The sequence below is a fragment of the Streptomyces sp. NBC_00328 genome, assembly GCF_036139655.1.
GTDB lineage: Bacteria > Actinomycetota > Actinomycetes > Streptomycetales > Streptomycetaceae > Streptomyces.
This window is the reverse complement of sequence record NZ_CP108013.1, coordinates 8,653,207-8,665,340: the sequence shown is the minus strand read 5'-3', so window position 1 is coordinate 8,665,340 and position 12,134 is coordinate 8,653,207. Positions and strand designations below refer to the sequence as shown.

At 68.5% G+C, this 12,134-nt stretch carries 20 protein-coding genes and 1 riboswitch; of the genes, 13 read left to right on the top strand and 7 right to left on the bottom strand.

Annotated features, from left to right (window positions below):
* The first annotated feature begins 93 nt into the window (after positions 1 to 93).
* From OG485_RS37980 to OG485_RS37960, 5 genes are all read left to right on the top strand, one after another.
* Complete coding sequence (locus OG485_RS37980) at positions 94 to 300, top strand: hypothetical protein (RefSeq protein ID WP_328673154.1); 207 nt, start codon at positions 94 to 96, stop codon at positions 298 to 300.
* Positions 301 to 489: 189 nt separating this feature from the next.
* On the top strand, positions 490 to 792 hold the full coding sequence (locus tag OG485_RS37975; RefSeq protein ID WP_328673153.1) for a hypothetical protein: 303 nt from the start codon (positions 490 to 492) through the stop codon (positions 790 to 792).
* Positions 793 to 834: 42 nt separating this feature from the next.
* Positions 835 to 1,737 (top strand): hypothetical protein, encoded by a 903-nt coding sequence (locus OG485_RS37970; RefSeq protein WP_328673152.1) that lies wholly within the window; start codon positions 835 to 837, stop codon positions 1,735 to 1,737.
* Positions 1,738 to 1,924: 187 nt separating this feature from the next.
* Complete coding sequence (locus OG485_RS37965; protein WP_328673151.1) at positions 1,925 to 2,098, top strand: hypothetical protein; 174 nt, start codon at positions 1,925 to 1,927, stop codon at positions 2,096 to 2,098.
* Positions 2,074 to 2,454, top strand: coding sequence for a hypothetical protein (locus OG485_RS37960; protein ID WP_328673150.1), 381 nt, complete (start codon positions 2,074 to 2,076; stop codon positions 2,452 to 2,454). Before OG485_RS37965 ends, OG485_RS37960 begins: the two co-directional genes overlap by 25 nt.
* Positions 2,455 to 2,473: 19 nt before the next feature.
* On the opposite strand, the gene OG485_RS37955 is transcribed toward OG485_RS37960, so the two are convergent.
* Positions 2,474 to 3,229: a GntR family transcriptional regulator gene (locus OG485_RS37955; RefSeq protein ID WP_328673149.1), complete on the bottom strand. Its 756-nt coding sequence runs from the start codon at positions 3,227 to 3,229 to the stop codon at positions 2,474 to 2,476.
* Positions 3,230 to 3,369: 140 nt separating this feature from the next.
* On the opposite strand from OG485_RS37955, the gene OG485_RS37950 reads away from it, so the two are divergent.
* From OG485_RS37950 to OG485_RS37945, 3 genes are all read left to right on the top strand, one after another.
* Complete coding sequence (locus OG485_RS37950) at positions 3,370 to 3,714, top strand: hypothetical protein (RefSeq protein ID WP_328673148.1); 345 nt, start codon at positions 3,370 to 3,372, stop codon at positions 3,712 to 3,714.
* A gap of 67 nt (positions 3,715 to 3,781) precedes the next feature.
* Complete coding sequence (locus OG485_RS44130) at positions 3,782 to 3,976, top strand: DUF7848 domain-containing protein (RefSeq protein ID WP_443048848.1); 195 nt, start codon at positions 3,782 to 3,784, stop codon at positions 3,974 to 3,976.
* On the top strand, positions 3,973 to 4,188 hold the full coding sequence (locus OG485_RS37945; protein ID WP_328673147.1) for a hypothetical protein: 216 nt from the start codon (positions 3,973 to 3,975) through the stop codon (positions 4,186 to 4,188). The genes OG485_RS44130 and OG485_RS37945 overlap by 4 nt, the downstream gene beginning before the upstream one ends.
* 208 nt (positions 4,189 to 4,396) lie before the next feature.
* Positions 4,397 to 4,542: riboswitch (cyclic di-AMP (ydaO/yuaA leader) on the top strand.
* 364 nt (positions 4,543 to 4,906) lie between these two features.
* Here OG485_RS37945 and OG485_RS44125 read toward each other — a convergent pair.
* On the bottom strand, positions 4,907 to 5,278 hold the full coding sequence (locus OG485_RS44125) for a DUF6959 family protein (RefSeq protein WP_443048847.1): 372 nt from the start codon (positions 5,276 to 5,278) through the stop codon (positions 4,907 to 4,909).
* Between OG485_RS44125 and OG485_RS44120 the strand changes: the two genes are divergently transcribed.
* Positions 5,205 to 5,681, top strand: coding sequence for a DUF6578 domain-containing protein (locus tag OG485_RS44120; RefSeq protein ID WP_443048846.1), 477 nt, complete (start codon positions 5,205 to 5,207; stop codon positions 5,679 to 5,681). The two genes, OG485_RS44125 and OG485_RS44120, sit on opposite strands and share 74 nt — an antisense overlap.
* A gap of 55 nt (positions 5,682 to 5,736) precedes the next feature.
* Here the strand turns inward: OG485_RS44120 and OG485_RS37935 are convergent, their stop codons facing one another.
* Positions 5,737 to 6,270, bottom strand: coding sequence for a flavoprotein (locus OG485_RS37935; RefSeq protein ID WP_328673145.1), 534 nt, complete (start codon positions 6,268 to 6,270; stop codon positions 5,737 to 5,739).
* Positions 6,271 to 6,360: 90 nt separating this feature from the next.
* Positions 6,361 to 6,819 (bottom strand): nuclear transport factor 2 family protein, encoded by a 459-nt coding sequence (locus OG485_RS37930; RefSeq protein ID WP_328673144.1) that lies wholly within the window; start codon positions 6,817 to 6,819, stop codon positions 6,361 to 6,363.
* A gap of 122 nt (positions 6,820 to 6,941) precedes the next feature.
* On the opposite strand from OG485_RS37930, the gene OG485_RS37925 reads away from it, so the two are divergent.
* The 3 genes from OG485_RS37925 to OG485_RS37915 all read left to right on the top strand — a co-directional run bounded on the left by OG485_RS37925 (position 6,942) and on the right by OG485_RS37915 (position 9,076).
* Positions 6,942 to 7,520, top strand: a complete 579-nt coding sequence (locus tag OG485_RS37925; RefSeq protein ID WP_328673143.1) for a TetR/AcrR family transcriptional regulator — start codon at positions 6,942 to 6,944, stop codon at positions 7,518 to 7,520.
* A 305-nt stretch (positions 7,521 to 7,825) separates the two neighbouring features.
* Positions 7,826 to 8,458 carry a LysE family transporter gene (locus OG485_RS37920; RefSeq protein ID WP_328673142.1) on the top strand — a complete coding sequence of 211 codons (633 nt, stop codon included), beginning with the start codon at positions 7,826 to 7,828 and terminating at the stop codon, positions 8,456 to 8,458.
* Positions 8,459 to 8,632: 174 nt separating this feature from the next.
* Positions 8,633 to 9,076, top strand: coding sequence for a nitroreductase family deazaflavin-dependent oxidoreductase (locus OG485_RS37915; protein WP_328673141.1), 444 nt, complete (start codon positions 8,633 to 8,635; stop codon positions 9,074 to 9,076).
* A gap of 135 nt (positions 9,077 to 9,211) precedes the next feature.
* Here OG485_RS37915 and OG485_RS37910 read toward each other — a convergent pair whose 3' ends face one another.
* Positions 9,212 to 10,297 (bottom strand): cation diffusion facilitator family transporter, encoded by a 1,086-nt coding sequence (locus tag OG485_RS37910; protein WP_443048973.1) that lies wholly within the window; start codon positions 10,295 to 10,297, stop codon positions 9,212 to 9,214.
* Between the two features lie 176 nt (positions 10,298 to 10,473).
* Between OG485_RS37910 and OG485_RS37905 the strand changes: the two genes are divergently transcribed.
* Positions 10,474 to 10,779, top strand: coding sequence for a DUF4235 domain-containing protein (locus OG485_RS37905; protein WP_328673140.1), 306 nt, complete (start codon positions 10,474 to 10,476; stop codon positions 10,777 to 10,779).
* A gap of 29 nt (positions 10,780 to 10,808) precedes the next feature.
* On the opposite strand, the gene OG485_RS37900 is transcribed toward OG485_RS37905, so the two are convergent.
* Both OG485_RS37900 and OG485_RS37895 read right to left on the bottom strand, forming a co-directional pair.
* Positions 10,809 to 11,270 (bottom strand): pyridoxamine 5'-phosphate oxidase family protein, encoded by a 462-nt coding sequence (locus OG485_RS37900; RefSeq protein WP_328673139.1) that lies wholly within the window; start codon positions 11,268 to 11,270, stop codon positions 10,809 to 10,811.
* Between the two features lie 90 nt (positions 11,271 to 11,360).
* On the bottom strand, positions 11,361 to 12,125 hold the full coding sequence (locus OG485_RS37895) for a TetR/AcrR family transcriptional regulator (RefSeq protein ID WP_328673138.1): 765 nt from the start codon (positions 12,123 to 12,125) through the stop codon (positions 11,361 to 11,363).
* Between the last annotated feature and the right edge of the window lie 9 nt (positions 12,126 to 12,134).

Here is a 12,134-nt window from a genome sequence, read left to right as displayed (position 1 = left end):
CGTACGAATCACTCCACGGGGCGTTCTTCACCTCCCACTCCCCCGACTTTCAGCCCGCATGGGCACCTCCACCCGACAAGGGAGAGCACGGCCATGGCGACACCCGCAGAGCCCGGCACGGGCGCGGAGAGTCCCGGCGCTTCCCCGGAGGACACCCCCGTCACCCTGAGCGAGGCGGAGAATAACACCACGGACGCCATTGACGTCCAGGTCATCGATGAGTTCCGCAAGGCGAGCGCCGTCCTGGACGCGCTCGCCTTCGACGACGTCGTGAACCCTGCCGGTGGCGGCGCAACCTGACCTACGGCTACCACCGACTGGTCACCCAGCCCACTGCGGCCTTCCGTGCGCTCAACACCGAGTACGCCCCGAGCAACGTCCAGACGCAGCGGTACACCGTCGATCGGGCCGTCCTCGGTGGCAGCTTCGAGGTGGACCGCATCATCGCCAAGATCGGCCCTGCCGCATCACGGCGCGGTCGCGCTGAACATGTCGCAGAAGATCAAGGCGACCAAGACCCGCTTCCAGGACGCCGTCGTCAACGGCGACGTGGACGGCAGCGAGGACGCCGACGCGGAGAACGGCTTCGACGGCCTGGACAAGGCACTCCGGGGCTCCGACACGGAGTGCCGCGCGACCCCAGACCACGAACTGGTCGGACTTCGACACCGACTCTGCCGCGAAGTCGCAGGCCCTAGATGTCCTGGACGGGTGACGTGCCGCCTAGTCCTTCAGGAAGCCCCCGACCTCGAGGAGTTCTGGGTGTGGTTCGCCCCCAGGTCGGGTCCATGAATTCGATCGCCCCTGTAGTACATGGCTACTAATGTCCTGTTCATGAACGATTCGCTCTCCTTCGAGAGCCTCTTCCAGGGCGCTGAGAAGGCCGCCCACAAGGCCATGGACGACCATGGGAGAGGCGAGTACGACGAGTTCGCCCTTCACGCCGGTGTCGCGATCGAGCGGCTCGCCAAGGCGGTCCTTGTGAAGATGAACCCGCTGTACATCGCCAGCGGCAAGGTTCAATTCGGAGGCCCTCAGAAGGCAGCCAAGATCTACACGATCACCGTTTCGGAAGCGCTGACTCGGCTACAGAGCTTGAACATCCTTAAGGTGTCTGACCAGTTGAGGTTGTTGATCGAACAGCGCAACGGCACCGTCCATGCGTCGGGCGACGACGAATCGAAGAGTCAGATCCCGACGCTCGCCACGACCATCGCGGCAATGCTCAAGCACCTCAACATCCCGATAGACACCTTCTGGGGTCGCTGGACAAGCGCGATCAACGTGGCCGTCAACAAGCAGCGAAGCGAGATCGAACGGGACGTACAGATTCGGATCAGGCAGGCCCGGCACCGCTTCGACGATCGGTTCAAGGGCCTTCCGCAGGAACTAAAAGAGCGCGCGATCAGCTTGGAGCCGCACGTCATCACTGCGGCGTTCGACCACTTCGTTGAGATCGACAGCAAGACCTTCCCCTCATCGATCATGACCCCGGGTCCTCCGTGTCCGTCCTGTACCGCCGAGACGACGCTCCTCTTCGGCATGGTCGACAGGAGCGCGGACCAGACCCAGTACGCACCAGACGGGATCACCTGCCATGCCTGCCGTCTGTCCCTGGACGGGTTTGACGAGATGGCAGCCCTACGGGACAGCCTCGGTCCTTCGAACGAGGCATACGAGCAGCTACGGACGGAAACACTCAGCGCCTTCTTCGGAGGTCACTGGGACACGAACTGAGAACTTCCTGCAAGCCCCGGCCTCCCCGCCGGGGCTTTCGCATGTCCAGAACAGCGCTGGTTCTTCCTGCGCATACTCCGCAAGGAGTAACCGCGTGATACCCAAGCTACTCAGGGCCCTGGCGGCTGCCGACGACAGTGGCGGAGGTCCCGAGGTCGGCAAGCTCGTCTAGTACGGCATCGTCGTCGTGCTGCTGATCATCGGCATCATCATGCCGGTATACGTGATGACCAACCTCACGGGCGACCGGGACAAGTGGCGCGAGGCGTTCGAGAAGGAACGCGAGGCCCACCAGCTCCCCCTCGAGCAGCTCGCCACGGCCGAGGAGCGGGCGACGTGGCCACCGAGCAGGGGCGGATGATGAACACGCTCCTCCTGAAACTCAGGCACCGCCCCGATCCCGCGAAGGAACGCCGCGTGCCCCGCCAGATGGCGTACGAGGACTTCATCGGCATCGGTCACCGAATCAAAGAACTCTTCGAAGACATGCCCGAGTGGTCCGCACACGGGCATCTCTGGCTGGAGCTAAGCCAGCGAGTTGCCACAGTCACCGTGGTCGGTCCGGACCAGGTGGCGGGGGCTGCCGAGACCGCTATGGAGGCGTTCACTCTGGCGTTGTTCCGCCACGGTCGCGATGACCATGCCGAACACACCGACACGGTAGGACCGATGAAGGCGTTCGCCGCTGCTGCAGGCCGCGCTCTGGAAGAAAACTGAACGAACCGCAGCGCTGCTGTCAGTCCTCCAGGTCGATGACGAAGTCGACCACAGTGGTGTCACCTCGCCTCACGATCGGATGCCCGACCTCCACGATCCGGCCGTTGTCGGCGACGTGGCGCCGGGTGTAGCGCAGGACGGGCACACCTGTACCGATCCGCAGGATCTTGGCCTCGATCTCGGTCGGCATTCCTGAGGTGAAGCTCTCGGTAATCCGCGTGACCCTGATGCCGAGGGAGGCCATCTGGGCCCTCGTCCCACCCGGCCACGGCTCATGAATTGCGTCCGCCACGGGGGTCCCCTCCACGTCGCTCCAGCGCACGTACGAGGTGCTCATCTGGGTCGGGGTGTCGTTGTCGTGGAAGACGAAGTGCCGCGCGAGCAGGCGCTCTCCGACCTCGCACTCGAAGAGGGAGGCGAGGTCCGGCGTGGCCTCCACCCGCTCGAACTTCTTGTCCAAGCGGTACTCGGACCAACCGATCCCCTGATCCCGGGTGTACGGCGTGGACGGAGCACCGGGCTTGTTGCGATACCGGTCGGCGGCCATGCGGTGCACAGGAGGCGTCTGGCGTACGCGAGTTCCTGCTCTGGCCCGGGTCTCGATAAGGCCCTCGTTCCGCAGCAGCGCAAGAGCGTTGCGGATTGTCGTCTCCGACACGTCGTAATGGCGTGCGAGCGGCAGGAGCGTGGGGAGCTGATCGCCGGGTCCGAACTCGCCGGAAGAGATACAACGGCGCAGCTCATGGGCGATCCGCAAGTACTCAGGCTGTGCCACGGACTTACCGCCTTCGAGTGATCGTCGCTTATCTGTGCACACATATTGCCCCGACTGGCTTGACCCGCGCCAACACCCGTCAATCTGTGCACAGATAAGAGTTATCTGCGCAGATGAAACTGCGGCCACCAGGAACAAGCATGCTCAAATTGGGTCAATCATGGCGTCGGGAGTTCAAGGCGCATCCCGCCGAAGCCCGGCAGGTCCGTCAGTGGGTGGGTGCCCGCCTGGAGCGGCAGGACGCCCAACAGATCGCGCATGAACTGTTCGTCGCCGTCATGACCACGGGGTCCGAGACGGTTGAGATGACGCTCTCGAAAGCAGGCCCGCGCGTCCGGATCGCCTCGGCCGGCTCGGTCGAGCTGGGCCTCCGCCACAGCCATGACCCCGGCTTCCGCATCGTCAACGGCCTCTCGGCCCAGTCCGGCTCGAACACCGGCGGACACGGGCTGTGGGCTCTGCTGAGCACGAGGGACGAAACGTGAGAGCGATCATCAAGGCAGCAGAGTGGACCCTCGAGCCGGAGACGACCGAGGGCGCCCCCAGGAACCCATGTACGGAGCCGAGTGCACCACGTGCGGTGAATCCAGCGGGGCCACGGACGGGGAATCCCTTCCGGCGGAGGTCTGGGCTCTCAAGCACACGGACTCCCACCCTGCACACCGGACCTTCCGGGCAATCATCACGAGCTTCTGGCGGGTCTCGCCCGCCGAGGGCAACCCGCACCGCGCGCTGGAGGCGTCATGACCGAGGACGAGCCGAAGCCGTGGGTCGGAGACCAGGTCTGGGACGAGGACGCCGAGAAGGAGGGCGTCGTCACCGACGTGAAGGCCGGGACGTACATCATCCGCGAGGTGTACGCGTGGGCCCGCACCTGGACGGCCCCCGGCCCGGAGCATCTGAAGATCATGGTCACTCGCGAGGAGCGGCTCCGGCAGCGCCAGGAACTGGGCTGGTGATCCACCCAGAGGCCCCGCGCGGCGTAAAGGCCCCCTGCCCCAGGAGGCTCCCCTACCCGCGAGGAGTAGAACCCCGACTACCTCTGTGACTGTCGGGGCTCTACGTCATCTCTGCGGCACGGGCGAAATGAGCGCAGTGCATTCACACGGCGCGCGAGTGCGGGTGCGCTCCCTGCGCTTCAATGCGCGCTGTACCTAACGCGTTTGTGCCCCTACATTGCCTGAAACGGAGGCGGGGAACCGAACGTACCCGGGGCGAATCGACAGGCGTAGCCGCAGGAGGCGGGGTGCCGTCGTAGGGCGAGAGTCGTCCGAGTCCGACAGCTAACCCGCTAGGCGCCCGTGATCACTCAGAGCCGAGTCCGTCAACACCGTGCAGTCACGCGTGTCGATGAGACTTGGAGAAGTTCGCATGCTCGTGCTTCCCGGGCTGCCCCTCAGGGCGGTAGCCGCAGTCACGGCAATCCTGTGCGCCGTCGGCCTGATATGCATGATCCTTCTGATGGCTCCCACATGGATCCTCTGGCCGCTCTTGTCGACGGATCGCCGGGCAGACCTCCTCCGGCTGGTTACGGCCTGGACAACGTGGGTCAGCACTGTGATCCAACATGGGCCCACACCAGTCGAAGTCTCTCCGAGGCGGCCGAACCAACCAAAACGCAGCCGCGGGGAAGCCGCAAACCCCCAAGTGAATGTTCTTCAAGGAAGGCATGGTGGATCAGGTTGACGGTATCCGCCGCCAAGGCCAATGGCCTGACAACTCAGTAGGGTCTCGAAATCCCATGCTCTCCCAACTCAGCCTCGTATCGCGCCAACAGAGCATCCAGGCTCGCCAGAAGAAGGACGGAGGAGTCCCGGGCTTTCTCCAGATCGCCTCGCTCGCATGCCTCCACCACCTCGACCACGTCACCGCGAAGGATGTGAAGGAGTCGCCTTGCACCAGGACCCCTGGAAACCGTCTGCCGGACATGCGAACCACGGCGTCGTTGCCACCGTCTGTGAACAGCTCAGCCTCAATGCATCCATCGGCCCATGCAACCCTCACGAAATCCCTGGTACGGGCGGGGAGCTCCTCGAACAATGACAGCATGACGATTTGGGTCGATGACTGGCAGATCCATTGCTGCGGGCAGGAGTTCACGCCGGGAGATGTCGTCTCGTGGACGCTACTGGAAGTCGATCCGAAGGATTACGCCGACATCGTCGGTGGCGAGCGTGCGGCTGAGATCGACTTCCGCGAGGAGCATCACGACCAGGAGGAACACACACCCATCCGCTTGCAGGTGCTGACAATCGCCGAGGCGCACCTTCGCTTCGAGGTACCTCCAGGCGGCACGGCTTACCATCCGGTTCCGGGTACGACCGTTCTGGTCCCGGCCGAAGAAGCTAGTGGACGGGTAGTGGCTCGACCAGGCGCTCGCTTCACGGGTTACCTGGTGACCGCTCGGCGTATCACAGAAATGTCAGAGGACGCGGCCGCTCGTGACGCCTGAGCCTTTCAGCCGGCTTCTGAGTGGTTGAGCTTCCCGACCGAGCGCCGGAGCAGCCTCACACCTCGAATGTCAGCAGGTCCAGCACCCGTTCCCAGCGGAAATCCCCTCGTCCGCCGCCCTGCTGGTCATCACCGGCGTACGGGTCACCGAAGCGGACGCCCATTCCGCGGAGGCGCTCGACGCTGGCGCGGTAGGCGGGGTGTGCCGCCAACGCCTCGTTCACGCAGGGCAGTACGGCGATCGGGACGCCGAGTCCGTATGCCTCGCACAGGGTTCCGAGGGCGAGGGTGTCGGAAATGCCGGCCGCCCACTTATTGACGGTGTTGAACGTGGCCGGGGCGAGGACCACCGCGTCCGGCGCGGGGAAGGGGCGCGGCTCGCCCGGGGCCCGCCAGGCGGAGCGGATCGGGCGGCCGGACCGCGCCTCGACCACCGCCGCGTCGATGAAGCCGAGGCCCTGGGGCGTCGCGATGACACCGACCTCCCAGCCCCGCTCCTGCGCCGCGGTGATCAACGTGCCGACACCTTCGGCGACGCCCGCCGCGCAGACGACGACGTAGAGGAAGGGTTTCCCGGTGGGTTCGCTCACATGCGAACCCTAGTGAAGATCGGGTCCCGCCACCGGAGGGAAGGCCTTCCCTCCGGTGGCGGCCATCTCCCCGCCGGAGGGAGGGGTCTCCTACCGAAGCGGGAAGGTCCGCCCGCGCTCCGCCTCCGGGCGCGGCCCGAGGATCCGGCGCTCCGTCTCCTCGATCGGAACGTCGTTGATGGAGGCCTCGCGCCGGGTCATCAGACCGTGCTCGTCGAACTCCCACAGTTCGTTGCCGTACGCACGCCACCACCGGCCGTCGGCGTCCCGCGACTCGTACTGGAAACGGACCGCGATGCGGTTGCCGTCGAAGGCCCACAGGTCCTTGCGCAGGGCGTACTCGCGCTCTCGGGCCCACTTGCCGGTGAGGAACTCGACGATCTCTGCGCGCCCCCTGACGAAGGTGTCCCGGTTGCGCCAGACCGAGTCCTCGGAATAGGCGAGCGAGACCTTGTGCGGGTCACGGGTGTTCCAGGCGTCCTCCGCGGCCCGGACCTTCTGAAGGGCGGTCTCGCGGGTGAAGGGCGGCAGGGGCGGACGGTCGGTCATGGGGAGCTCCTCGACACACGGACACGAACGCGGGCACGAGCGGAAGCAACGGAGAACGTACGTTCTCTCAGTCTGACGGCTAAAGTAGAGAACGCTCGTTCTCAGGTCAAGGAGCCCGCCGCATGGACAGCACGACCACCCGGGAACAGGCCCTCGCGCTCGCCCGGGAACAGGCGCTCGACGCTGCGGAGCGGCTGTTCTACGACCGCGGCGTCCAGGCCGTGGGGATGGACGACATCCGCGGCGCTTCGGGGGTCTCGCTCAAGCGGCTCTACCAGTTGTTCCCGGCGAAGGAACAACTGGTGGAGGCGTATCTGGAGCGGCGTGACGTCCGCTGGCGGGCACGCCTGTCCGAGCACGTCGACGGACAGCAAAGACCCGAGCTGCGGATCCTGGCCGTCTTCGACTGGCTGGGCCTGTGGTTCGCCGAGCCCGGCTTCCGCGGCTGCGCGTGGATCAACGCGTACGGCGAACTCGGCGCCACCTCGGAGCGGGTGGCCGCGCGGGCCCGTGCGCACAAGACGGCGTTCAAGGCGTATCTGGCCGGCCTCGTGAGCGCGGCGGGGCGACCCGCCGCGCTGGGCGACCATCTGTTCCTCCTCGCCGAGGGCGCCATGGTCACGGCGGGCATCACCCGGAGCACCGAACCCGCCGCTCAGGCGCGCGCCGCCGCCCAACTCCTGCTGGAGACAGGGAAATAGGGCCGCCGGGCTGTCGGGTGCCGCCGACACCCAGGCCCATGACCAGGCGCTGCGGGTGCCGGCCAGAACTCCGAAGACACCTGAGAGTCCTCGTACGACCCCGTACGGCCCTCGTACGGCCGGACCCCCTCGGCAAAGACCGCCCGGCCGTCGTCCGAAAACCGGTTGCGCGGTCGCGTCCGGCGGCCCGAACATCTGCCCATGTCCACGAACGAAGCCTTCCTGCCGCCGACCTCCGCCACCGTCCGTCCGGTGCGGGTCCGACAGCAGCCCGGCCGACCGCGGAGGCCCGAGCTTCCCGGGTCGTGACCGCCGCTCTCGTCGCGGGGCTTCTCGCGGGCTACGGCATCGCCATGCCCGTCGGAGCGGTCGCGACCTACCTCGTCTCCCTCACCGCTCGTACCTCCCTGCGGATCGGCGCCTCGGCCGCGCTGGGCGTCGCGACGGCCGACGGGCTCTACGCCCTCCTCGCCACGCTCGGGGGGACGGCACTCGCCGCCGGACTCCAGCCGGTGATGCTCCCGCTCAGCCGGGCCTCCGCGCTGGTCCTCGCCGCGCTGGCGGTCCACGGCGCGATCGGCGCGGTCCGCCGCTACCGCGAGCGCAGGCTCGCCGAGCGGACCGGGCAGGACCCCCCGCACCCCGTCCGCGCCTACCTGTCCCTGCTGGGGATCACCCTGCTGAACCCCACCACGGTCGTCTACTTCGCCGCGCTGGTGCTCGCCAGCCGCACGGCCGAGGCGGTGAGTCCGCTGGAGCAGGGGGTGTTCGTGCTCGCCGCGTTCGCCGCGTCCGCGAGCTGGCAGCTCCTGATCGCCGGGGGCGGCGCCCTGCTCGGCCGGACGCTGACGGGCCACCGGGGACGGCTGGTGACGGGGCTCGCGTCGAGCTGCGTGATCATGCTGCTGGCCGTGCGTGTGCTGGTGGCCCCGTCATGAGGGCCCGGGCCCCGGCCGGTGTACGGCCCGGCCGGTGTGCCCCCGGTACACCCCACCGGGGGATCGGCCCGGCACGGGGAGCCACGCGGGCCGCGGTGCGGAAGATTCGCGTCCGTGCTGGTGTTGAATCGTGCCGAGACACGACCAGTCCGACGCGACGATGGGACGGAAGTCATGCCACTTGAGGGCGAGTACGAGCCCAGCCCCACGCAGTGGGTCCGGGACCAGGTGGAGTTGTACGAGAGTTCCGGTGGGACCAAGGGAACGACCCTGATGGACACCGGCCTGCCCGTCATCATCCTCACGACACGCGGTGCCAAGAGCGGCAAGGTCCGCAAGACCCCGCTGATGCGCGTCGAGCACGATGGACGGTACGCCGTGGTCGCCTCGCTCGGCGGCGCTCCCAAGCACCCGGTCTGGTACCACAACGTCACCTCCGACCCTCACGTCGAGCTCCAGGACGGACCCGAGCGCAAGGAGTTCACGGCCCGGGAGATCACCGGCGAGGAGAAGGACCGGTGGTGGGAACGCGCGGTCGCCGCCTATCCCCCGTACGCCGACTACCAGAAGAAGACCGACCGGCTGATCCCCGTCTTCGTGCTGGAGCCGGTCGCCTGACTCCGGCACACCGCCGGGACCACGTACCGGCCGCCTGACCCCACCGGCCGGCGCACCGCGGGAACCCCCGACGGACCGCCCGGATTTTCCGGGGTGCCGGTGCGCATGAACCGAAGGACGTCGGGCACCCGAACATCAGGCCCCGCCGCGCTCCCCCGTCGCGGCGGGGCTTCCCGTCGTGGCGGGGTCGCGTGCGGAGGCGGGGTCTCCCGTCGGCGCGTCTCGCGTGGGGACCCCCTCGCTCGTCCCGCCCCCGCCGCGGCGCGCGGCCGCTCGCGCCGCTCCGGCGTCGGTCACGTCGAGGAAGATCTGGTCGGCCTCCGGGAAGGTGTGGGCGACCGAGCGCTTGATACGCACGGCGACCTCCTCGACCTCCTCGCTGTCGAGCCCGGGGACCAGGTCGATCCTGGCGGCCACCAGGGTCGAGTCGAGGCCGAGCTCCATGGTCAGCAGCGCCTCGACGCTGTCGATCTCGGGCTGTGCCTTCAGCAGCTCACGGATCCGGCCGCTCTGCTCCTCGTCGACAGCCCGTCCGATGAGCTGCTCGCGGGCGTCGCTGCCGAGCCAGAAGGCGATGCACACGAGCAGCAGCCCGATGGCGAAGGAGGCGCAGGCCTCCCACACGACCTGGCCCGTGATCATGTGGAGCACCATGCCGACGATCGCGAGGCTCACCCCCAGTACCGCGGTGCCGTCCTCGGCGACGACGGTCCGCAGGGCCGGGTCGCGCATGCCGTCGCCGCCCTTGCCGCGGATCTGGAAGAGGGCGCGCAGAAGCGAGGCTCCTTCCGCGAGCAGGGCCACGACGAGCACCGCGATCCCCGTCATATAGCCCCTGAAGGACTCCTCGGCGCCGTTGCGGAGCGCCTCGAAGCCCTGGAAGAAGGAGAAGCAGCCGCCCATGACGAAGATGCCGACGGCCGCGAGCAGTGACCAGAAGAAACGCTCCTTGCCGTAACCGAACGGATGCTTCCGGTCGGCGGGCCGCCTGCTGCGGCGCAGCGCCGCCAGCAGGAACACCTCGTTCAGGCTGTCCGCCACGGAGTGCGCGGCCTCCGAGAGGAGCGCGGGCGATCCCGAGACCAGGCCGCCCACCGCCTTGGCAACGGCGATCACCAGGTTGGCGCCCAGCGCCACGATGACGGTGATCCTGGTCCTGCCGTCCGAGCCGTCCTCCTTCCGCCGCTGCCGCGTCGCCGGGGCGCGATCCGCCGCTTCCACCGGTTCTGTCGTCTCTTCGCCACTCACACCGGCCGGTTTCCCTCGGGTCCGCACCTCACACCGGGCCGGCGGGGACAATCGGACCGAGGGGTACGAGGCGGCACATAGGGCACTCGCACCCTGTGGGAGTAGGTCCGCGCAGGTCGGCGGGGACCGGAAGCGGAGAAGGAGTCCCGGTGTCCAAGAAGCGGAAGCAGCTCAAACTGCCCCTGGCGTACAAGCCGATCGGCTTCGTCCTGAGCTGGGCCGGAGGCGCTGTCGCCGGACTCGCCTTCCAGAAGACCTGGATGGCGCTACGGCACGAGGAGGACGCTCCCGACGCCCTGGACAAGGACCGCGGCTGGGGCGAGGTCCTGCTGGCGGCCGCCCTCCAGGGCGCGATCTTCGCGGTCGTCCGCAGCGCGGTGGACCGCTCGGGCGCGAAGGCCATCGAACGGTCCACGGGCGTATGGCCCTCCCCCACCAAGTCCGGCCGCGACTGAACGGCACACGGGGCATGCGCCCGGCGATGTCAGTCGGCCACCAGCCACGCGCCGTCCCGCATGAGGTCGCGACCGGAGAGTTCGTCGGCCTCGCGCCAGGCCTGTACACGCACCGGGGTGACGCTGAAGTACTGGTACTGGGTGCTGAGTCCGCGCGGGTCGAAACCGGTGCGGGCCGCGAACGCGTCGCCGGTCCCCTCCGGCAGCTCGCCCGCCTCCAGTGTCCGGACGGTGCCTTCGATCATCACCACGTCGCGGGTCGGCCCGAGGCCGAGCCGTACCGTACCGGTCGCGCGCAGGTTACGGCCCGTGGGGCTGGCGGCGGGGGTGGCCAGCAGTACGGCCGTCCCGTCCCAGAGGTAGGACAGCGGTACCAGGTACGGCGCTCCACCGGCGCTGTCGGCGGTGGACACCCAGACGTCGACGTCGGTCTCCAGCCGGTCGAGCGTGTCCTGTGTGCGCTGCTTGCGGGTGCGGGCGGGCGGGTTCATCTGCGGACGGCCTCCTGGTCGACGGCGTACGGGCGGCGCACCCGCCCGGGGCGGGCAGGCCGCTCCGCACGGATGACGGTGGAGCGGGCCTCAGTGTGACGGGCCGGGCCCGTTCGGCGCGGGTCCTGCGGCGGACCCGCCCGCGGTGATCTCCGCGAGCCGGGCCGCGGCGGCGCCGAGCAGCAGGTCGAGCGCCGTCGGATAGGCGCTGCGCCGCATGTCGTGCACGAGATGGCGGGCCGTCGCCGCGATGTTCGGGTGGCTGTCGGCGGGCAGCCGGGCGTACGTCGCCCGCCACACGACGGCCTCGGCCTCGCGGGTGGCCGGGGGGAGGGCGAGGCTCGCGGCGTCCAGGGCCGCGAACGCGAGGGCCTGGTCGACGAAGGCGTGGTAGATCCGTACGGCCTCGGGGTCGGGGAATCCGGCGCCGCGGAGCACCCCGAGGATCGTCTCCACCGCCTGGATCTCGTGAGCGCGGCCGGTCACCCGGTAGGAGCTGAGCACGGCGGCCTGCGGATGGGCGAGGGACCCGGCGTGCACCCGCAGGCCGAGTTCCCTGAGGTCGGCCCGCCACTCCCCCGTGGGGTGCCAGGCGCGCAGGGTGCGGCCGATGAGCTCGTCGGCGATGGCGAGCAGCAGGTCGTCGGTGTCGCGGAAGTACCGGTACAGGGCGCTGGGGTCGGCGCCGAGGGCGAGGCCGAGGCGGCGGACGGTGAGCGCGTCGGCGCCGTGCTCCTTGAGCAGCCGCAGCGCGGTCTCGACGATCAGCTCCTCGGAGAGGACGACGCCGGTCTTGGTGGGGCGTCTGCGCCGCCGGGCGGCGGGCGGGACGACGCGGTCGTTCGTGGACGTCATGGGTCTCCC